The 20944-nt window shown below is 65.6% G+C and carries 21 protein-coding genes; 11 read left to right on the top strand and 10 right to left on the bottom strand.

The features are described 5' to 3' along the window. Positions 1-26: 26 nt before the first annotated feature. The gene (locus tag CAG29_RS17470) at positions 27-2258 is read left to right on the top strand and encodes a C1 family peptidase (protein WP_085694869.1); all 2232 of its coding nucleotides are present in this window, start codon (positions 27-29) and stop codon (positions 2256-2258) included. Between the two features lie 16 nt (positions 2259-2274). Further along, entirely contained in the window at positions 2275-2694 is a 420-nt protein-coding gene (locus CAG29_RS17465) for a hypothetical protein (RefSeq protein ID WP_085580040.1), read from the top strand. Positions 2695-2704: 10 nt separating this feature from the next. Here the strand turns inward: CAG29_RS17465 and CAG29_RS17460 are convergent, their stop codons facing one another. The 4 genes from CAG29_RS17460 to CAG29_RS17445 form a co-directional block, all read right to left on the bottom strand. Then, entirely contained in the window at positions 2705-3064 is a 360-nt protein-coding gene (locus CAG29_RS17460) for a DUF427 domain-containing protein (protein ID WP_085580038.1), read from the bottom strand. A 143-nt stretch (positions 3065-3207) separates the two neighbouring features. After that, a complete protein-coding gene (locus tag CAG29_RS17455; RefSeq protein ID WP_085580036.1) occupies positions 3208-4614 on the bottom strand; it encodes a serralysin family metalloprotease in 1407 nt (468 codons plus the stop codon). 198 nt (positions 4615-4812) lie between these two features. Then, the gene (locus tag CAG29_RS17450) at positions 4813-5574 is read right to left on the bottom strand and encodes a hypothetical protein (RefSeq protein WP_085580034.1); all 762 of its coding nucleotides are present in this window, start codon (positions 5572-5574) and stop codon (positions 4813-4815) included. 24 nt (positions 5575-5598) lie between these two features. Then, a complete protein-coding gene (locus tag CAG29_RS17445; protein ID WP_085580032.1) occupies positions 5599-7074 on the bottom strand; it encodes an alkaline phosphatase D family protein in 1476 nt (491 codons plus the stop codon). A 434-nt stretch (positions 7075-7508) separates the two neighbouring features. On the opposite strand from CAG29_RS17445, the gene CAG29_RS17440 reads away from it, so the two are divergent. After that, entirely contained in the window at positions 7509-9455 is a 1947-nt protein-coding gene (locus CAG29_RS17440; protein WP_085580030.1) for a DNA topoisomerase III, read from the top strand. Between the two features lie 44 nt (positions 9456-9499). Further along, a complete protein-coding gene (locus CAG29_RS17435; protein ID WP_085580028.1) occupies positions 9500-10003 on the top strand; it encodes a GNAT family N-acetyltransferase in 504 nt (167 codons plus the stop codon). A gap of 13 nt (positions 10004-10016) precedes the next feature. Here the strand turns inward: CAG29_RS17435 and CAG29_RS17430 are convergent, their stop codons facing one another. Then, entirely contained in the window at positions 10017-10388 is a 372-nt protein-coding gene (locus CAG29_RS17430; RefSeq protein ID WP_085580026.1) for a hypothetical protein, read from the bottom strand. Between the two features lie 127 nt (positions 10389-10515). Here CAG29_RS17430 and CAG29_RS17425 point away from each other — a divergent pair, with 127 nt between their 5' ends. After that, the gene (locus tag CAG29_RS17425) at positions 10516-10845 is read left to right on the top strand and encodes a hypothetical protein (RefSeq protein WP_085580111.1); all 330 of its coding nucleotides are present in this window, start codon (positions 10516-10518) and stop codon (positions 10843-10845) included. 30 nt (positions 10846-10875) lie between these two features. Here CAG29_RS17425 and CAG29_RS17420 read toward each other — a convergent pair whose 3' ends face one another. Beyond that, positions 10876-11937 (bottom strand): MBL fold metallo-hydrolase, encoded by a 1062-nt coding sequence (locus CAG29_RS17420; protein ID WP_085694868.1) that lies wholly within the window; start codon positions 11935-11937, stop codon positions 10876-10878. Between the two features lie 46 nt (positions 11938-11983). Next, the gene (gene cynR, locus CAG29_RS17415; RefSeq protein WP_085580024.1) at positions 11984-12865 is read right to left on the bottom strand and encodes a transcriptional regulator CynR; all 882 of its coding nucleotides are present in this window, start codon (positions 12863-12865) and stop codon (positions 11984-11986) included. Between the two features lie 118 nt (positions 12866-12983). Between cynR and cynS the strand changes: the two genes are divergently transcribed. From cynS to CAG29_RS17395, 4 genes are all read left to right on the top strand, one after another. Continuing rightward, positions 12984-13451 (top strand): cyanase, encoded by a 468-nt coding sequence (cynS, locus tag CAG29_RS17410; RefSeq protein WP_085694867.1) that lies wholly within the window; start codon positions 12984-12986, stop codon positions 13449-13451. Positions 13452-13533: 82 nt separating this feature from the next. Then, the gene (locus CAG29_RS17405; protein ID WP_085580020.1) at positions 13534-13770 is read left to right on the top strand and encodes a DUF2790 domain-containing protein; all 237 of its coding nucleotides are present in this window, start codon (positions 13534-13536) and stop codon (positions 13768-13770) included. Positions 13771-13782: 12 nt separating this feature from the next. Then, positions 13783-14442 carry a carbonic anhydrase gene (locus CAG29_RS17400; RefSeq protein WP_085580018.1) on the top strand — a complete coding sequence of 220 codons (660 nt, stop codon included), beginning with the start codon at positions 13783-13785 and terminating at the stop codon, positions 14440-14442. 171 nt (positions 14443-14613) lie between these two features. Further along, positions 14614-15390 (top strand): alpha/beta fold hydrolase, encoded by a 777-nt coding sequence (locus CAG29_RS17395; RefSeq protein ID WP_085580016.1) that lies wholly within the window; start codon positions 14614-14616, stop codon positions 15388-15390. Between the two features lie 48 nt (positions 15391-15438). Here CAG29_RS17395 and CAG29_RS17390 read toward each other — a convergent pair whose 3' ends face one another. Together CAG29_RS17390 and glsB are read right to left on the bottom strand one after the other, a co-directional pair. Continuing rightward, positions 15439-16941 carry an aldehyde dehydrogenase family protein gene (locus tag CAG29_RS17390; RefSeq protein WP_085694866.1) on the bottom strand — a complete coding sequence of 501 codons (1503 nt, stop codon included), beginning with the start codon at positions 16939-16941 and terminating at the stop codon, positions 15439-15441. A 186-nt stretch (positions 16942-17127) separates the two neighbouring features. Continuing rightward, the gene (gene glsB, locus CAG29_RS17385) at positions 17128-18036 is read right to left on the bottom strand and encodes a glutaminase B (RefSeq protein WP_085580012.1); all 909 of its coding nucleotides are present in this window, start codon (positions 18034-18036) and stop codon (positions 17128-17130) included. Positions 18037-18454: 418 nt separating this feature from the next. Here glsB and CAG29_RS17380 point away from each other — a divergent pair, with 418 nt between their 5' ends. Together CAG29_RS17380 and CAG29_RS17375 are read left to right on the top strand one after the other, a co-directional pair. Continuing rightward, complete coding sequence (locus tag CAG29_RS17380; protein ID WP_085580010.1) at positions 18455-18652, top strand: hypothetical protein; 198 nt, start codon at positions 18455-18457, stop codon at positions 18650-18652. Between the two features lie 59 nt (positions 18653-18711). After that, positions 18712-19227 (top strand): DoxX family protein, encoded by a 516-nt coding sequence (locus tag CAG29_RS17375; protein WP_085580009.1) that lies wholly within the window; start codon positions 18712-18714, stop codon positions 19225-19227. Between the two features lie 2 nt (positions 19228-19229). Here CAG29_RS17375 and CAG29_RS17370 read toward each other — a convergent pair whose 3' ends face one another. Then, positions 19230-20858, bottom strand: a complete 1629-nt coding sequence (locus CAG29_RS17370) for a murein L,D-transpeptidase (RefSeq protein WP_085633953.1) — start codon at positions 20856-20858, stop codon at positions 19230-19232. Between the last annotated feature and the right edge of the window lie 86 nt (positions 20859-20944).

Here is a 20944-nt window from a genome sequence, read left to right as displayed (position 1 = left end):
GCGCCTCTCGGATCGAGGATTTCCCCATGCCTGCCTCCGTGTTTTCCTTCGCCAAGACTCCCCTCACCCTCGACGCCCGCCCGGACCGCCTGGACCTGCGCGACCGAATCTTCACCCCGCGCGTGCAGTCGCTTCCCGCCGCGTTCCCGTCGGATGACGACATCATCCATGAGCTGGCCGACTACCTGAACCGCGGCATGGTGCTGTACCAGGGCAACGAAGGGGCCTGCACCGGTTTCGGCCTTTCGGCGGTCATCAACTACCTGCTGTGGTGGCGCGACCGCCAGTCGGTGCTGACCAGCCCGCGCCAGCTCTACCATCTGGCCAAGCTCTACGACGAGTGGCCGGGCGAGGACTACACCGGCTCCAGCTGCCGCGGGGCCTTGAAGGGCTGGCACAAGCACGGTGCCTGCGAACGCAGCCTGTGGCCCTACACCGTCGCGCCGAACGGCTCGGCGCCGGACTTCGAAGCGCCGGCCGCCAACTGGGCGCAGGACGCCGTGACCCGGCCGCTGGGCGTTTACTACCGCGTCGAGAAAGACGACATCACCGCGATGATGGCGGCGCTGCATGAAACGAAAGTGCTCTACGTGTCGGCCAATGTGCACAAGGGCTGGGACCTGCAGCACAAGGGCAAGTCGGGCACCCAGGCGTTCCACAGCACCTCCCAGCTGCCGGTGATCAAGTGGACGTCCAAGCCCGAAGGCGGACACGCGTTCGCCCTCCTCGGCTACACCCACGAGGGGTTCATCGTGCAGAACTCCTGGTCCACGGCCTGGGGCTTTTCGGGCTTTGCGATCCTGACGTTCGAAGACTGGCTGGCCAACGGCACCGATGCCTGGACAGTGTCGCTGGGGGTGCCGATCAAGCACGGAACGGTTGCGCGCAATCTGCAGCCTGCCGACGTCCGGGGCGGTGCTTCGTCCCCGTTCATCGATGCCTTGTCTCCGGTCAACGCCAAGCGCGCAGGTCTTTCCCTGTTGTCGTTCGACCTGTTCAAGAAGCCCCGCAAGGGCCTGCCCGCCCTGGAGCCGAAAGCCGCCTATGGAATGACGGTGGTCATGGAAAACAACGGCGCCATCGGCCCACGCCTCGTAGACAAGGAAAACGTGCGCACCGCCGTGATGCATATCGTTCGGCAAGCGCCGAAGGTGTGGTACGGCAACCTCAAGGACTCAGACCGGCCGGACAAGCTGCGTATCGCGGTCTTCTCCCACGGCGGCCTCAACACCGAGAGCGATTCGATCGATCGCATCTGCGCGATGGCCCCCTACTTCCTCGCAAACGGCGTCTACCCGTTGTTCATCACCTGGCGCACCGGCGTGCTGGAGACCGTGGCGGATATCGTCAAAGACAACTTCCCCGGCCTGCTTTTCTCCTCGGGCGGCGTCATCGACTCGATCAAAGACGCCAAGGACGAATTCGTGGAGGACATGGATCGCACGCTGGAAATGCTCACCAAACAATTCGGCGGCGACCAATGGAGCCAGACGAAGCAGAACGCGCTGGCCGGTTCGGTCAGCGGATTCACACCGCGGGCGTTGGTGGAGATAGCCGACAATCTGCAGGCGCTCGCCGCCGACCTGGGGCCAGCCAACGTCGAACTGCACCTGATCGGCCACTCCGCCGGGTCGTTGATCAATGGGCATCTGATCCAGTTGCTCTGGTCCAGGCATTTGCCCACCGCCACGTCCACACTGTTGGCGCCGGCCTGCACGCTCGACTTCGCCAACCGGACCTATCGCAGGGTCATCGAAGACGGCGGCTTGCAACGCAGCGACTTCCACTTGCACATCATGTCCGACAATCGCGAACAGGACGACAACGTCATCCACGTCTATCAAAAGTCGCTGCTTTACCTCGTCTCCCGCTCGTTCGAGGAACTGCAACGCATGCCGCTGCTGGGCATGGCCAAGAGCCTCGACGGTGCCTATCACACCTTCAGCGACCCCAAACTGAGCGAATGGAACCCCGCCGCCAAAGACATGACCCTGCAGTGGAACAACTTCTACTGGAACGGCAATGCGCCTTCGGGTTTCGCCCTGACGGGCAAAGGCCTGACCGAGGAGGCCGCACGAACCCTGCACATCTACAACGACACGAAAATGAAGTACGGGCCCGACGACAAAGACAAGCACGACACCTCCCACGGCGGATTCGACAACGACGTGAATGTCATGACCTCGGCCCTTAAGACCATTCTGCGGCTCGATCCCGACGTCAACCTGAAAGAGCGCATCGTCGACCTGAACTATTGAGCACCGGAGCCCGCACATGACGCCTTCAACCCTCGCTCCACCGGGCGCAAGCGAACTGCTGCGCACCGTCGACGTCCGGGCCGTCGAACCCTGGTTCCCCACCTCGGTGATGCTGACCGCCGGGGAACGCTATTTCTTCCGGGCCTGGGGAAACTGGTTCGATTGGGGCACACAGCACAACGCCAACGGTGAGCCGCAACCCAAACTCGACAAGTTCCTGCCGTACATCCGCTGCAAGGCACCAGGCGCCACCTGGTTCACGCTGATCGGCGCGGTCGACAAGGACCGGGACAGTTTCTTCCCCATCGGCGACGGCCTGCGCTGGCCCGACGGCTGGGTCGCACCGGCCAGCGGTCAGCTCAGGTGCTTCGCCAACGATGTGCGGATCATGTACTTCAACAACACCGGGGCAGTCACGTTGCAGGTCTGGCGCTGAGCCCGGCGGTTCAACTGATCACCTGGAACTTCACCTGATCGGGGTAGAACGCCACGTAGTCGCGGATCGCCGCCACCGACACTTTGGGGCGTTCGTAGGTCCACACCGCGTTGGCGCCTTCATGGCCGGGCACCTGCAGGCTGAAGTAGTTGGCGTCGCCCTTGTACGGGCAGTAGCTGGTGTGGTCGGTGCGGGCGAAGTATTTCTCGTCGATGTCTTCGCGGGGGACGTAATAGACCGGCGGGTAGTTGGCTTCCTTGAGGATCAGCACGTGGGAGGAAGCGGCCACCTGGATGCCGTGGAATTTCACCAGCAGGCAACCGGAAAGCTCTTCGAGGGAGATGACGGGTCTGGGGCCTGAACGTTTCATCGACTGCTCCTGACGGCGGTACAGGGATCGGTTCAGGTATAACCCATGCGACCCGACCGCGCCGGATCCGCAGCCGAACGGCGCACCGCCCATGAAAAAACCGCAGCCTTCGCAGGCTGCGGTTTCTTTTTGCACAGGTCAGGTCACGCGACGATGTCGCTTGCCAGCGCCTGCCCCACCACGCCCACGGCGAAGTCCACCGAACCTTGGCCGGTCAGGTCGATCATCAGACTGGTCTGGTTGGTCTGCGCGAAGTAGGTGAGGATCGCATCGCCGGCATGGCCGGTGAAGCCGCTGACGAAGTTCAGCGTGGCCGCGCCGGTGGCGAAGCCGGCGATGCCCGACAGGTCGATCTTGTCCAGGCCGCTGGTGAAATCCATGATCCAGTCCGGCGCGGTCATGGTCGAGTCGCTGGCCGCGCCGAACACGAAGGTGTCGGCCCCTTCCCCGCCCCACAGCGTGTCGCCGCCGCCACCGCCGTAGATCAGGTCGTTGCCGGCGCCGCCCACCAGTTCGTTGGCCGCCGCGTTGCCGATCAGCAGGTCGTTGCCCGAACCGCCGATGGCGTTCTCCAGGGTCACGCCATAGGCGATGGACACGTTGCCCACCAGGCCGCCGACGTCGGAGAACGAACCTTCATTGAGGTTGATCTTCTGGTTGTGGCTGAAGCCGGAGAAGTCCAGGGTGTCGTTGCCGCCGCCGTCCCACACCGAGAACACCACCTTGGAACTGTTGGAGGTGGCGCTGTAGAAGTCGCGCTCGGCGTTGGAGTTGAAGCCGTAGACGGTGTCGTCGGCACGGGTCTGCAGGTTGGCGCCGTAGAGTTTCTGCACCGCCACGATGTCGTCCAGCAACGGCGCCGATGCGTAGGCGCCGCTGCCGTCCTTGCTGAAGTTCTGGGCGGTGTTGCTTTCGCTCCAGTAGCTCATGAGGCTGTAGCCGCGGGTGTCTTCGGCGTACTTGGCGTCACCGTAGGTCGGGTTGCCGTTGCCGGCGTTGTAGGCGCCGGGGTGCGACAGGCCGAGGGTGTGGCCGATTTCGTGGGTCAGGGTCTGGCGCCCGTAGTTGTTGGTGCCCGGGGTCTTGTTGACCTGGTACTGGTCGTTGATCAGGTACCAGGACTGGCCGTCGTAGCTGCTGCCTTGGGGCAGGTAGGCGAACGCCGCGCCGCCGGTGCTGACGTCGTAGTTGCCGAACGTCATGTGGCCGTCGCCGCCGTTGCCTTCGGTGAAGGTGACGTTGGCCACGTCGGCCCAGGATTGCATGGCGAGCACGGCCTGGGCTTTCTGCAGGGCGCTGAACTCGCCGAAGTTGCCCAGTTTCGGGTTGTAGTTGGCAGGCTTGTCGGTCAGGAAGGTGTAGCTGAGGTCGATCTTGCCGTCGCCGTTCTTGTCCTGCCAGGACATGCCCTTGCGCAGGATCTCGGCGGCGGCCTGGTCGGCGGTGAACGACGGTTTGCCGTTGACCTGACCGTCGCCGCGGTCGTACAGGTGGCGGAAGGTGTCGATTTCGGTGAAGGCGTTGCTGGCCTGGGAAGAGGCTTGAGGCATGGTGTACGTCCTTGTTTCAGAATTGTCGGTGTCCGACAGACCACGGCGATCTCCGGCGAGACCGTCCTGTCACTCGCCCCTGCCGTCGCGAAACGGCAGGCGCGGTGAACCTGACACAGCCCGAAACAGCGCGCCAATCAATTTCTCGATACTCCCGCCCGCGTCCCCGCTCTTCCCTTCACCTCAGTTGCCGTCGGCTCACTTGCCGTCGTGGATGTTGTAGTCGTGCGGCGCGGTGTACCGACCCTTGGGCGGCGCCACGTTGTTCTTGGTGAAGTATTCGTACCAGTACATCGCCGTCGCCCAGATCGCTTCGGGGCTGGAGGCGCGCGATTCGAGGCCGGGCGTGAGGTCCAGGCCGGTGGCCGCGTAGAGGGTTTCCAGCATGCAGGCCGTAGGCAGCCCGATGCCGTCGTGGATCGGGTTGGGCGTGCGCGCCACGCCCCAGGAAAACGCCAGCCAACGCACGACGTGCTCCAGCGCATCGACATAGGCCCGGCCCTTCTCGAACAGTTCGCGCTTGCTCAGCACGTCCTCCTGCGAACGGGGCCAGGCGATCACGGCGATGTTTTTCCAGCGGCCCTCGTCCGCCAGCAGCTGCACCGGGGACTCCACCACACCGTTGCGCTCGGTGGCGAACACGCCGCCTTCGGGCTGGAACAACGGCACGTGCAGGATCGTCGAGTGCGCCACGCCCTTGGGCGACAGTTTCAGGAAGGCTGACGTTGACCAGTAGGACGGCAGCAGGTCAAAGCGCAAGTGCGACTGGCCGGTGCGCAAGCGCCAGGCCATCGTGTCGTTGGCGCCGGCCAGCAGCACATAGGACTGGTCGGGATTCTTCTTGTCCGCCAGCTCGCCGACGGCGCGCTCCAGCCAGCCGACGTTGTCTTCCTTGGCCTTGCGCTTGAAGGTGCTGATCTGCGGGTTGGACCGCGCGACCTCTGTGAATTTGACGGGCATGTCGGTTCTCCATGAACGGGGTCATCAGGCATTGAGCAACGTGAAAGGGCCGGCGGACGACGCCGGCGTGGGTGGCGCGGTGATCGGGTAGTAGGTGACCTTCAGTTCCACGCCGAACCCTGAACGGGAAAACTCCACCAGCGCGACATGGTTGCCCCGCCAGCCCTGCGGCCGCGTCGGCTCGTCCGGCCGGAACGCCTTGTTGCCGAAAGAGGCCGGGGCCTTTTCGGGATCGGAGTGCAACGGCCATTGCTGGCGGTCGCCGAAGATGCCGTGCAGGAAGTCGCCCGCCTTGGCCAGTTGATCCACCACCGGCGTCGGCACCAGGCTGGTGGGCGAGCAGACCACCTCGGTCAGGCAGGTGCGCGAGGTCTTCATGTTGCTGGCCTGCATCACCCGGCTCCAGTGCACGTCGCCGGTGAGGAACACCACCTGGATGCCGTGCTGCCCCAACCGGTCGAGGGTGTCGATCATCATCTTGTACTGCACGCCGTAGTTGGCCAGCTCGGCGTCGCCCAGCTTGTCCATGAAGGCCGGCTGGGCCGACAGCGTCTGCCCGGTGGCCAGCACGCCGATGCGCGGCTGACCCTTGCCTTGGGAAGCGATCAGGTCATTGGCCCACAGCTTGAACGCGTTCTCGGCATCGATCGGCATCAGGCCCTGGGGGTGGTTGAAATCGGCCATGCGCTGGCTGCGCGTGTCGAGAAACAGCATGCTCAGCGGCTCGATGTCCAGGCGCAGGCTGGTCTGCGCCACGGTGCCGCCCTGCTGGTAGTCGGCGTACATCTCACGGGCGGCGTCGGCCCACAGGTTGACGCCGCCGGCGGGTGTCGGCGCGGTCTGGGTGCCGTTCTTCCAGAACTGGCTCCACGGGTAGTTGTTCCAGAACTCGTGATCGTCCGGCAGGCAAAAGGCCGGGGCCTTGCTCAGCCCTTGCTGGAGGCCGATGCCGCCGGTCATCTCCGAGAGCCAGTTGTGCCGGTACTTGCGCGAGATGGCCTGGCGCAGCGCGTCTTCGGTCTGGGGCATGGACTCCAGCGCCGGGGCATCGAGGTAGACCTGGTCGCCGGCGAACAGGGCCATGTCCGGCTTGACCGGCAGGCGTTGAATGAACCGGCCGACGTCCACCGCGTCGGTTTCGCAGCAGTAGCACGAGGCGAGCAGGATCTTGAAGCTGCCTTGCAACTTCGCCGGCACGCTGGCCGGCAACGAGGTCACCCGCAGGAAATACGGCGTGAAACCGGCCCCGGCGTCGACCCGGACGGGGTGCTCGACCCCGGCGCCCAGCGCCTTGAAGGTGAACACCGCCTGAAAGTTGGAGTACGGGTTGCCCGGCTTGCGGTCACGGATCGGCGCAAACACGCCGGCAGCCACCGGCACGAAGGGTTGGGAACCGACCGTGAAACTGACGGTGGGCGGCTTGGGCACGTCAAACGCCCCCACCCACAGCTTGATCTCATCGGGCGCGCCGAGCAGGGGACGAGCGATCAGATAGGCCATGGCAACTCCTGGGCCGCGAGGCCGGAAGATCTGGGTGACAGGCAGAGTCCGCCAATGGCCGGGCGACGCTGGCGCAAGGAAGGATGCCGGAGGAAAGCACGGGAAACGCGGCTCGGCTGCATCATGCAAATGCCCTCTCCACTGGACGCTCCAAGGTGGCCGCGCCGCTTCACCGATGAAGCGGGCCGGGCCTGATCCATAAGGAGTCTCGTTCCGAGAATTCGCCGCAGGACACAGCCATCGAACGAAACGGGCTCCGCCGAAACCGTTCGGGGGCGCCCTGATTGCTCAGTTAAGCAACGGTCGGCAGGAACGCAAGGCGCGGCAACCTCCGGCAACACGAAAGCTGTACATCCATACAGATAAAAGTTGCCCATCGGCGCAACTCCAGCCATCCTGTGCGCCTCTTCGGACTTTGATCGACGACGGTGTCCATGCGGCTGTACCTCTGCGAAAAACCTTCCCAGGCGAAAGACATCGCCGCCGTGCTGGGCGCCAAGCGCCGGGGCGACGGCTGCTGGCTGGGAACGGACGTCACGGTGACCTGGTGCATCGGCCACCTGCTGGAGACCGCGCCGCCGGACGCCTACGACGCCCGCTACAAGCGCTGGGTGCTGGCGGACCTGCCGATCATCCCCGACCGCTGGAAAATGACCGTCAAGCCGCGCACCGCCAGCCAGTACAAGGCAGTGAAGCGCCTGCTCGGCGAGGCCAGCGAACTGGTCATCGCCACCGACGCCGACCGCGAGGGCGAAATGATCGCCCGCGAACTGGTGGAGCATTGCCGCTACCGCGGGCCGATCCGCCGCCTGTGGCTGTCGGCCCTGGACGAAGCCTCGATCCGCAAGGCCCTGGCCGCGCTCAAGCCGGGGGCCGAGACCTTCAGCCTCTATCACTCGGCGCTGGGACGCTCACGGGCCGACTGGCTGATCGGCATGAACATGAGCCGTCTGTTCACCCTGCTAGGCCGCCAATCGGGCTATCAGGGCGTGCTGCCGGTGGGCCGGGTGCAGACGCCGACCCTGCGCCTGGTGGTGGATCGCGACCGCAGCATCGCGGACTTCGTACCGGTGCCCTACTGGGCCATCGACGTGCAGTTGCTGCACGACGGCCTGCCGTTCACCGCCCAATGGCGCGCACCGTCCGATGCCTGCGACGACCAGGACCGCTGCCTGAACCAGGCGTTGGCGCAGCAGGCGGCCGACGCGATCCGCGGCGCCGCCAGCGCCCGGGTGGTGAAGCTGCGCACCGAACGCCTGCGGGAAGTGGCGCCCCTGCCCTTCGACCTGGGCACCTTGCAGGAAGTCTGCTCGAAGAAGCTCGGCCTCGGCGCCCAGGAGACCCTCGACGTCGCCCAGGCCCTCTACGAGACCTACAAGGTCATCACCTACCCGCGCAGCGACTGCGGCTACCTGCCCCTGAGCCAGCACGCCGAGGCACCGGGGATCCTGGCGGCGCTGCGTCAGGCCGACCCGAGCCTCGAAGCCCTGCACGGCCACCTGCAACCGCAACGCCGCTCCCGCGCCTGGAACGACGCCAAGGTCAGCGCCCACCACGGCATCATCCCCACCGCCGCCGCGAAAAACCTCGAACGGCTCACCGGCAAGCACCGCGCGGTGTACACCCTGATCCGCGCACGGTATCTGGCGCAGTTCCTGCCCGACCACGAATACGACCGCACCCAGGCGGATTTCGATTGCGCCGGCCAGGCCTTGCGCGCCGTCGGCAAACAGATCGTCGAGCCCGGCTGGAAACGCGCCTTGCCTGAAGCGCTGGCCGCGGCCAGGGGGCGCGAGGCACCGGCGCCGCAAACCTTGCCGGCGCTGAGCCAGGGCGACGACTGCACGGTGGCGGACGTGAAGCTCAAGGATCTGTGGACCCAGCCGCCCAAGCCCTACACCGAAGGCGACCTGATCAAGGCCATGAAGAACGTCGCCAAACTGGTGGAGGATCCGCTGCTCAAGCAGAAACTCAAGGACACCACCGGCATCGGCACCGAAGCCACCCGCGCCTCGATCATTCAGGGCCTGCTGGACCGCGGTTACCTGGTGAAGAACGGCAAGGCACTGTCGGCGACGCCTGCGGCGTTCAGCCTGATCGACGCCGTGCCACGGGCCATCGCCGACCCCGGCACCACGGCGATCTGGGAACAGGCGCTGGACATGGTGCAGAGCGGCGAGATGAGCCTGGAAGAGTTCGTCACCAAACAGGCGGCCTGGATGAGCAAGCAAGTCACCCGCTGCGCCGGCCTGAGCCTGACCATCAGCGGCCCGCCGCCCTCCGGCAAGGCTGCGGCGCCGTGGAAGAAAAAACGCAAGAGCACCGGACGCAAAACCGCCGGCGCCGGAAGACGCACGGCAAAAGCGGCCGCCAAACCGTAAACCGCGCACTAGAGTGTCTGAAGCGATTGCCAGGAACCCGCGCCATGCCCAGCATCGAACTGCACGCCGCCCACCGCGACGACCACGACACCCTCGACAGCCTGATGCAGTTCTACCTGCACGACTTCAGCGAATGGCTGCCGCTGAAACTCGGGGAGAACGGGTTCTATCCCATCGGGCCGACGCTCGACTACTGGCGCCACCCCGCCACCCGCGCCTTCCTGATCCGGGTGGACAACGAACTGGCGGGGTTCATCAGCGTGGACGGCAACACGCACCTCAAGGGCGCCGAGCACAACCTGGGCTATCTCTTCGTCTGCCGGCGCTGGCGTGGCCGAGGCGTCGCGCAATTTGTCGTCTCTGACCTCTTGAGCCGCATCCCCGGCCAATGGCAGATTTTCCACATCGACGCCAACCGCCCGGCACAGCGGTTCTGGGCCGGAGCCATTCCGGCGCTGAGCAGCGGCGCATTCACCTGCGAGCAACGCGTGATAGACGGCTACCCCTGCACCGTCTACGGCCTCCAAAGCCCCGCTCCCATGGCCTGAACTCCCCTTTTCCTCATTCCAAAACGACTTTGTCCGACAATATGTAGTGACCAAAAATAATCACTACAAAACCGTTGACGACGTCGTTCGGCTTTTGCATGATGCAGACGTCTCCCCGATCGGGAGCACTGGCAACACGCTTGAGCAAGCTCGTCTGACCGCCGAGTTGTTTTTTCCGGATACACGCTGCCCACAAGGCAGATTGAAGAAGCTGACCTGGCCTGAACGTCCAGTACAAGGACGGGAAACGCTGGCGAAAATTCTCAAGTCGCTTGTGGCGAACCCTGAAAAAGTCGTCAAGGAGCCTCCCGGTTTTCGCTGTTTCTCTTCGTTGTGACGCTATCGCGTAGCAGTTATTCAACACGACTACATGCAACAGACGCATGACCCCGTACTTATCACGGGCGACCGCTGACGTCCTGGTTTCGGTGCCAGGGATCAACTAACCGATGGGCTACCTGTATTAGCGAATCAACTTTGCAAGATCACCAAACTGGTCAAGGGGCATGAACATGAATCTGAACAATCAACCTACCATCGAAGAATTGGCTCGTCTTTTCGCAGCGAAGAAAGACACCCACGACAGCCATATCCTGTGGATCAGCAAGTCGGGGCAGGTACAGATCGACTGCCTGTCGCCCCACGCCGGTGAAGAAGAGTTCGACAAGAACAACCAGAACCTGCTGGCCCGCCTGAAGATGTACCGCCGCGGCCAGGGTTATGTCGGCAAGAAGGCCGCCGCCGACAAGGACTTCATCGGCAATGTCCTGCAGACGCTGAAACAGGCGTGGGACTCGATGCAGAACCAGACTGAGGCCCGGGTCATCGACCGCCTCTGCTGATCGGCGAACGCCATGAAAAACCGCTCCCCTTCAAGGGAGCGGTTTTTTTTCGGGCGCCGGAAAGCGCACCTCGGACAACGGCGCCGGCAGCACGACCGGCACCTGCGGGCCGACCGTGGTCTGCACCACCCGGATCATCGAGCGCACATCCTGCCCGACCAACAGCCTCGGTTCATGGGGATCGTTGCCGAAGAAGTTTTCCCAATGGCCGATCAGCACCATCCGTGGCCTATGCCGCTCCAGCACCCGCTGCGGATAGTGGCGTACCTGTTTCCACGACGAGGCGCAGAGTATTTCAACGTCGACGCCCTTGCCGTCGGCCAGCGCCGGCATGTAGCCGAGCGGCGGCGTGGCCGCCGAATCCTGATAGTGGATGCGATAGACCGGGTACTTTCCGGCGTCGTCCATCAGGTCGATGACCCAGGCCAGGCTCTGGCCGGGCTTCCACCGCCACAGCGACAGCTCGGGTTTCGTCAGGTCGGTGTGATAGTCGCCGGGCACCAGGTTCAGGCCGGCGACATGGCCGGCGTGTTCGCTTTGGATCGGCATCACCCGGATGCGGCCGCTGGGGGACGGGAACCATTGCCCCTCCTTCATCAGCGGGCCGGGCTCGCCGAAGCCTTTCAGTTTCGCCATGTCGTCTTGAACATCGACAACGAGAAACCGCTTCAGCTCATCGAACCCCTGGAGGATGTGCTTGACCGTCTCCGAACCGTAGATCGTCGCCTGAGGCGTGTACTTGCGGACGATGATCGGCACATCCAGCAGATGGTCGTAATGGCCATGCCCCACCAGCAGCATCCGCACGTCAGCGGCGTCGGGCACGTCGCGCATGGCGTCATCGATCTTGCGCTCATTGGCCAGCACCAGCGGCGAAGGCACGCCGCGCAGGCCGAACAGGCTGGGGTTGCTGAACGACGGCGCCAGCATCAGGCCCTCGCCCTTCCAGTGCAGCAGCCACCCGCCGACACCGAGGAACTGGATCTTCGGCCCGGACAGTTGGTGATCGTTCGAGACCCGGAGGTTCTGATCCTGCGGATCCCGGGTGCAGCCCGTCAACACCATCAGCACGATCAGCACAATCACCGGCATCGCTGCATTCCTCCGTGAGGCTGTCCAAAGCCTAGCGGAGGAAGGCTCAGGCGTCAGGCGTTCCCAGCAGCAGGTTCATGAACGCCACCGACGCGGCGCTGTGGTAGTTGTTGCGGCGCCGCAACACCGCCGCTCCGCGCTCTGGCGCCTCGCCTTCGGCGCGGACCTTGTGCAGCCCCCGGTCCAGGGTCGCGATGGCCTCCGGCAGCATGGTCGCCATCGGCGTGTGGCGTATCACTTCCAGCAGCGTGCTCACGGAGTTGACCTCGATCTGCACCCGGGGGGAGATGCCCTGCCGGCGGAAGTATTCGTCGGTGGATTGGCGCGTGATGAACCCCGGCGCCAGCAAGGCGAAATCCAGCTGCGCCACCTCGTCCGGGCTCAGCGGCGACTCACGTCCGTACAGCGGATGGCCGCGCCCGACCATGATCCCCAACGTCTCGACGAATGCGGGAATGCACTCGATGTCGGGATGGCGCGCCGGTGCGAACGCGATCGCGATGTCCAGCGAGTCGTCCGCCAGCCCCGCCTCGATGTCGTCCATCGACAGCTCGAAGATCTCCAGGTGAATGCCGGGAAACCGCGCCGCGAAATCCCGCACCAGCGGCCCGACCAGGTACGCCATGAACGTCGGGGTCATGGCCAGGCGCAAGGTGCCGCGGGTCAGGTCCTTGACGTCATGCAGCGCCCGCTTGCCCGCCTCCAGTTCCACCAGCACCCGCCGCGCGCATTCGATGTAGGCCAGGCCGGCGTCGGTGGGGCGGACCGTGCGCGAGGTGCGGTCGAACAGCGTCACGCCGAGGCTGTCCTCCAGTTGGCGGATCTGTTGCGACAGGGTCGGCTGCGACACGTGCAGCGCCTCCGCCGCGCGGGTGAAGCCGCCGTGGTCGGCCACGGCCAGCAGGTAACGCAGATGTCGCAGCAGCATGGGCACACCATCTATAGGCAGGACTTATGCAAAGCATTGTATATCGATCTTGGACGCTATTGATCGATCGGCGCAAGATCGCTTCCACACCCAAGCCAACCCCGAAAGGAGTGACACCATGCAACAGTCCCACGCCTACAACGACACCAGCCTGGCCCTGACCACCCGCGTCCTCGACGCCAAGGCCCGCAAAGACCTGTCGTGGCAGGACCTGGTCGACGACACCGGCCTGAGCCTGGCCTACGTCACCGCCGCCCTGCTCGGCCAGCACCCGCTGCCGGCGGCCGCCGCGCAGACCGTCGGCGACAAGCTGGAACTGGACGCCGCCGACGTCGCCGCCCTGCAGGTCATCCCGCTGCGCGGCAGCCTGAGCGGCGTGCCGACCGACCCGACCATCTACCGCTTCTACGAGATGATCCAGATCTACGGCAGCACCCTCAAAGCCCTGGTCCACGAGCAGTTCGGCGACGGCATCATCAGCGCGATCAACTTCAAGCTCGACATCAAGAAAGTCGAAGACCCAGAAGGCGGCTCCCGCGCCGTGGTCACCCTCGACGGCAAGTTCCTGCCGCTGCGTCCGTTCTGATCCACCCGGCCCGCACCCGGCGTGCGGGCCTCCCCTACCCCGATAGCCGACACCGTCACACCACTTGTCTGGAGGCTGCCCCATGCAAAAGATTCCGTTGCTCCTCGCCCTGCTCGCCGGTCTTGCCGCCCAGGCCCAGGCCGATGAAGAAGCCGTCGCCTACCGCTACGGCATGGCGCTGGACATTGCCCAGGTCGTGAGCGTCACCCCGGTCGCGGACATCTGCGGCGTGGTGCCCGTCGAGATGACCTACCTCGATTCACACGGCGACAAACACATCCTTCAATACAGCGAATTCGGCACCGGCTGCTCCAACTGAGAGGACGACACCATGAAAAACCTGATCGAAGGCTTCCTGAAATTCCAGAGCGAAGCGTTTCCGCAACGCACCGAACTGTTCAAGCACCTGGCCACCACCCAACAGCCCGGCACGCTGTTCATCACCTGTTCCGACAGCCGCGTGGTGCCGGAACTGCTGACCCAGCAAGAGCCCGGCGAGCTGTTCGTGATCCGCAACGCCGGCAACATCGTGCCCTCCTACAGCCCGCACCCGGGCGGGGTATCGGCCACGGTGGAATACGCGGTGGCCGTGCTCGGCGTCACCGACATCGTCGTCTGCGGCCACTCCGACTGCGGCGCGATGACCGCCATCGCCCAATGCAAATGCATGGATCACCTGCCCGCCGTCAGCGGCTGGCTGCAGCACGCCGAGTCGGCGAAGGTGGTCAACGAGTCCCGGCCCCATGCCGATGACGCGGCGAAGCTGAGTTCGATGGTGCGGGAGAACGTGATCGCGCAACTGGCGAACATCCAGACCCACCCCAGCGTGCGCTTGGCCCAGGAAAAAGGCCTGCTCAACCTGCACGGTTGGGTCTACGACATCGAGACCGGCTCCGTCGACGCCCTCGGCAGCGACCGCCGCACGTTCGTGTCGCTGGCCGAGCACCCGGCCACCTGCGCGATACCGGCCACGTCCGCCGCAGCCGCCTGAACCCGACGCCCCGAACCCTTCGGGGCGTTCGCTTTGTATCGCTCTGTAGCCTGCGCGCCCCCAGACACAGTTCAACGCATCCACGGCGGGAGCCCGACACATCGCCGATACAGCCAGCGCCTTCAATAGGCCTGAACGCGGTATCCCTCCTCCCGACACAAGGAACACACGATGAACAAGTGGTTTGCAGGACTTGCCCTCACCGCCGCCATGGCCGGCGCCGCCTCGGCCATGGCCGCCGACGCCAAGCCCACCGTCGTACTGGTGCACGGCGCCTTCGCCGACTCCAGCAGCTGGAACGGCGTGGTGAAGATTCTGGAAAAGGACGGCTATCCGGTGGTGGCCGCCGCCAACCCGCTGCGCTCCGTCAAGGGCGACGCGCAATCGGTGGCCGATGTGCTGGCCGGGATCAAGTCGCCGGTGGTGCTGGTCGGCCACTCCTACGGGGGACCTGTGATCAGCGCGGCGGCCTACGGCAACGCCAACGTCAAGGCACTGGTCTACGTCGCCGCGTTTGCCCCCGAGGCGGGCGAAACCGTGGCCGGGCTGGCCGGCCGTTTCCCCGGCAGCACCCTCGGCCCGACCCTCGCCCCGCCCGTGGCCTTGAAGGACGGCGGCAAGGATCTGTACATCCAGCAGGACAAGTTCCACGACCAGTTCGCCGCCGACGTGCCGAACGCCGACGCGAAACTGATGGCCGCCACCCAACGCCCGATCACCGAAGCGGCGCTGAACGAGGCGTCGGGCGAGCCGGCGTGGAAGTCGATCCCGTCGTGGTTCGTGTACGGCGACAAGGACAAGAACATTCCGCCCCAGGCGCTGGCGTTCATGGCCGAACGGGCCCACGCCCGGCAGACCGTGGTGGTCAAAGGCGCGTCCCATGTGGTGATGGTGTCGAATCCGAAAACCGTGGCCAGCCTGATCGAAGCGGCCGCCACCGCGAAGTGAAACGAAAAGGCCGCGCCCGTCGTCCCGACGGGCGCGGCCTTTTGCCGTTCAGCGTTTGACGCCCAGGTCGACCTGGGTCATGCGGCTGCGCACGGTGAACACACCGTCGCCGGACAGGATCGCGCTGCGGGCGAACAGGCGTCCGCTCTCCCAGTTCGAAAGCCCCAGTTCCGGCTTGTTCAGCGCGTATTGGCCATCGACCCAGCGGGTGATGCCGTTGCCCACGAACGGCGCGTTGACCGCACTGTAGAAGCGCTGCTGTTCGGTGACGTTCTCACTGATCAGCGACACGGTGAACTGCGGGCTGTAGCGGTTGAACAAGGCAATCGCCTGGTCCAGGCCGTCGACGATCATCAGGCTGGTTTCCGGGGTCTCTTCCCATTCCCACTCGCGGCCCAGCTGCGCCTCGGGCAGCGCTTCAGCCTGGGCCTCGGTTTTGTAGCCTTCGGCGCGGTAGACCTCGACCGTCGCGTTGCGCCACTCATCCGGCAGGCATCCTTCACTGCCCTCGACGATGTGCAGCTTGCAGGCCTGACCGCGCGCGGCGCCGGCCTGTCGCAGCGCATCGAGGAACAGCGGCACCAGTTCGGCGGCGCGCTCGCGGTGGATCAGGCAGACGTTGAGGGTGTTGCAGACCTTGCGGTCCAGCGAGTTGCGCACCACCGCCGCGAAACGTTCGGCGTCGGCCTCCCGGTCGGCGATCAGCCACGCGCCGCCGGTGCCGTGCAGGCTGACGGCGGTGCCGGCCTGCTGGGCGATGCTGCCCAACTGGCTGACCGCCCGGCCCGAACCCCGGGCCACCGCCAGCGACAGGCGCCGGTCGGCGAACATCGCCCAGCCGGCGGCGTGGTTGACGCTTTCCACAAGCGACACCGCACCGGCCGGCAGACCGGCATCGGCCAGCGCCGGGTTCAGCGCATGGGCGACGATGGCTTGCGCGGTGCCCAGCGCATCGCTGCCGATCCGCAGCACGGCGGTGTTGCCGGTGCGCAGTACGCCGGCCGCGTCGGCGAACACGTTCGGGCGGCCTTCGAACACGAAGGCGACGATGCCCAGCGGCGACACCACTTGCTCCACTTTCCAGCCGTCGTGCTCGACGCAGCTGATGACTTGGCCACGGGTGGCCGGCGCATCGCGCCAGGCCCGCAGGCCGGCGATCATGTCGCGGCGCATGCGCTCGTCGGCCAGCAGGCGCGTAGTGGAACGGCCGCGGGCCTTGGCCCTTTCGATGTCGGCCAGGTTGGCCGCTTCGATCAGGACCCAGCACTCGGCGGACTCCAGGCGTTGGGCGAACAGGTCGAAGAAGCGGCCGATGGCTTCGTCCGACACCGAAGACAATGCGCTGAAGGCAGCGGCGGCGCGTTCGATCGCCACCGCCGCCGCTTGCTGGTCGGCCACGGGAATCAGCAGCAGCTCACCGCTGACCTGCTCCACGAGCAGGTGGTCACCGGGTCGGAAACGCTCAGCCAGTTCGGGGCTGACCACAGTGACGCGGTTGCCGGCGAAAGGGATGGGCGTGCCAGCGACGAGACGTTCGAGCGCGAGAGACATGAAGCGGATTCACCATAGGAATGAGCGGGCAAAAAATGTATAGGAAGGCCCGCCACCAAGGCAACCCACAGAACCCTGTGGGAGCGAGCCTGCTCGCGATGGCGTCAGGTCAGCCGGCCCCTATGTCCCTGGCCCACCGCCATCGCGAGCAGGCTCGCTCCTACACTCGGCGAATGGCTGTGCCGGTCAGAACACCGACCAGCCGATCCGCGCGCTGAGCATCTCCAGCGCCGCCATGCCTGCCAGCGAGTTGCCCGCCGTGTTGAGCTCGGGCGACCACACGCACACCGTGAACTGCCCCGGCACCACCGCGACGATGCCGCCGCCCACGCCGCTCTTGCCCGGCAGGCCGACGCGGTAGGCGAAGTTGCCGGCCTCGTCGTACAGGCCGCTGGTGGCCATGATCGAGTTGACTTGCTGGGTCTGGCGGCGGGTCAGGATCTGTTCGCCGCTGTGCTTGCAGAAGCCGTCGTTGGCCAGGAAGCAGAACGCGCGGGCCAGGTCGATGCAGCTCATGCGCAGCGCGCAGTGGCTGAAGTAGCTGCGCAGCACCGCCTCGACGTCGTTGTGGAAATTGCCGAACGACTGCATCAGGTACGCCATCGCTGCGTTGCGGGCGCGGTGCTGGTACTCGGACTCGGCGACCTTGCCGTCCACCATCACCTGAGGGTTGCCCGACAGCCGCCGGACGAAATCGCGCATCGACAGCGCCGGCGCGGCGAAGCGCGACTGGTTGATGTCGCAGATCACCAGCGCCCCGGCGTTGATGAACGGGTTGCGCGGCCGCCCGCGCTCGAACTCCAACTGCACCAGCGAGTTGAACGGCTGGCCGGAGGGCTCGTGGCCCAGGCGTTCCCAGATCGCCTCGCCGGAATGCTCGATGGCCTGCACCAGGCTGAACACCTTGGAGATGCTCTGCACCGAGAACGGTGTGTCGGCGTCGCCGGCGCAGTACATTTCGCCGTCGTTGCCGTACACGGCGATGCCCAGTTGATTGGCCGGCACGGTGCCGAGGGCGGGAATGTAGTCAGCCACCTTGCCTTGCCCGATCAGGGGCCGGACAGCGTCAAGGATCTCGTTCAACAGCGCTTGCATGCCGGGTTCCGAAGTCTCGCCCCATGGGATCGCGGGGACACCGTGGCTAGACGCTGCGGACCGCTGCCGGATCACAGCGCCCGATCAAATCCCTGTCCCGGTCAGTGCGGCGGTGGCTGTACCGGCCTCATCGTCGGATCGCCGCCCGGAAAAAGCCCGCTCCCACGGTGCTTGGGTTGAACCCAACATCTGTGAACGACTCGGAACCTGTGGGAGCGGGCTTGCCCGCGATGAGGCCCGCACGGTCAAGCACACCCAGGTCTGTATCGCAGTGTGTACCGCCTCGCCGCAGACACACGGCGCCCACACTTTCGCCTCTGCGCGACACATCGCCGATACACCCCGGCGTTCAAATGAACCTGTCGACCGGCACTGCCGGTCAAGCCTTTCAAACCACTCGATACGTCGGAGAACCACCATGACTCAGCTCTCGAAAAAGTCCCTCGCCCTCGGCCTGCTGATCGCCTCGGGCCTGGCCCTGTCCAACGCCGCTTCGGCCTCCGAGGCCTTCAGCGTCAAGCAACTGGATCACGGCTACAGCCAGGCCAAGGCCGACGCCACGGAAAAGTCGTCGGAAGGCAAATGCGGCGAAGGCAAGTGCGGCGCCGGCGAATGACGCCCGGCACGGGGCACGCCGTTGCCCCGTTTCCCCTGTAAACCATGGAGCGTTTGATCATGACCCCCTCTCTTTCCTCCGCCGTCAAAGGCCTGCACCTGAACCTCGACCGCGCCGGCCAATGGCTCGCGCCGCTGACGCTGCGGCTGTTCATCGCCTGGGAATTCTTCGAATCGGGCCTGGAGAAGTTCAACGGCCAGAACTGGTTCGAAGACATCCAGGATCGGTTCCCCTTCCCCTTCGACCATCTGCCGGCGACCCTGAACTGGGAACTGTCGATGTGGGCCGAGCTGATCGGCGCGCTGGCGATCCTGATCGGCCTCGGCACACGCTTCTCGGCGGTCTCGCTGATCGTGGTGACCGTGGTCGCCACCGCCGCCGTGCACTGGCCGGCGGACTGGTCGTCGCTGAGCGAACTGGCCCAAGGCTACGCGATCACCAACAAGGGCTTCGGCAACTTCAAGCTGCCGGCCATTTACCTGGCGGCGCTGCTGCCGCTGGTGTTCGCCGGGGCCGGCAAGCTCAGCGTGGATGCGTGGCTGGCCAGGGTGTTCTGGCGGCGCCACGCCCGCTGAGGTCAGTGCGCCCGGTCCAGCCCCGCCAGCAGCGCGCTGTCGCGGCTGTAGATGTCCGGCGCGTAGAGCACGCGCCCGTGGCTGTCGACCTGGGCGGTCCAGTAGGTCATCAGGATCGGCACCGGGTTGGCCAGGCGGAATTCGTGGGTGGTGCCGGTGGCCAGCAAGGTATCGGTGCGCGCCTTTTCCGCCGGGCTGAGCAGCAGGTCGCGCAGCTTCATCGGATGCTCGACCCGCACGCAACCGGAGCTGAACGCCCGCGGCCCCTTGTCGAACAGCGCCTTGCTCGGCGTGTCGTGCAGGTACACCGAGAACGGGTTGGGGAAGCGGATGACCATCTGCCCCAACGGGTTGCGCGGCCCGGCGTCCTGGCGCAGGAGGATGTTGCCGGGGTTGTCCCAGTCGATGTCGGCGGCGGCCAGCGGCTGGCCGTTGGCGTCGAGCACTTGCAGGTTCTGGCGGCTGAGGAAGGTCTGGTCCTTGCGGATCTCCGGCAGCTTGTCTTCCTTCCAGATGGTCGGCGGCACGGTCCAGGTCGGGTTCAGGGTCAGCCGGGTGACCCGGGACTTGAGCAGCGGGGTCTGGCGTTCGGCGCGGCCGACCTGGGTGCGGGTCTGCCACACCGGCAGGCCGCCCTGGTACAGGGTCAGTTCGGCGGCGGCGACGTTGACCAGCAGGCCGTCCGGCTCCATGTCCTGGGCCAGCCAGCGGAAGCGTTCGAGGTTGACCCGCAACTGGTCACGGCGGGTCAGCGGGCTGATGTTGAGTTCGGCGATGGTGCCGGGGCCGACCACGCCGTCGGCCTGCAGCGAATGGTTGGCCTGGAAGCTCTTCACCGCCTCCACCAGCACGCCGTCGTAGGCGTTGCCCGGCGTGCCGGCCGCGCTGTGCAGGTAGCCTTCGCTGTACAGGCGCTGAGCGAGTTCCGGCACGCGCTTGTCCGCCATGTCCGGGCGCAGCAGCGGCCCGTTGCTCACGGGCCCCCAATGCGGCAAGGCTTGCTGGCGCTGGGCGGCGTAGAGGTGACGCAGGTCCCGGTACTGCGCCAGGCGCGGACGGGCGCGGTCGAACGCCGCCGCGATGTCGTGCATGCCCGGCACGGCGATGTCCAGCAGTTCGGCCTGCCGGTCGCGGGGCGTGTCGTCGGCATGCCACAGAGGTTCGAAGTGCGATTGCAGCAGGCGGCCGTAATGCAGGTCCTGCAGGGCTTGCAGGTAGTGGCGGCTGATGTCGATGTCGGCGCACAGGTCGCCGTCCTGGGGTACGCTGCCCGCCACCGGATAGCGTTGGGGATTGAGGCCGTCATCGGCCAGCAGTTGCAGTTGCGCATGCAATGTCGTGAGCCGCTCGCGGTCTGCCCACACGGGCAGCCAGTCCTGCTGCTGATAGAACGCCTGCAACTGCTGGAGCGCGGGGGCGTCGAGCCGGGCCGCCACGGCCGGACAGGCCTGGGGCAGGCTGACCAGCGACGCCTGCAACGGGCTCTGCACCGGCGCCGGCGCGGCCACCGGCGCATCGACCGTCACGTCCGCCGGCAACGTCGGCAGCCCCGGCAACGGCTCACCGGCACAAGCGACAAACGGCGCAGCGAGCAAACAAATGCTCAAGTAGCATGCATGTTTTTTGAACAACTGCTTTACTCCAATCCATGGCCGTCCTGAATGACGGTCAACCTTACATCAGGTGCGGTGAACAGTCAGGCCCGATTCCCGGGCTT

The organism is Pseudomonas sp. B7(2017), from assembly GCF_002112745.1.
GTDB classification, from domain to species: domain Bacteria; phylum Pseudomonadota; class Gammaproteobacteria; order Pseudomonadales; family Pseudomonadaceae; genus Aquipseudomonas; species Aquipseudomonas ekonensis.
Note: the sequence above shows the minus strand (reverse complement) of the source record. Positions and strands in the feature narration are given on the sequence as shown.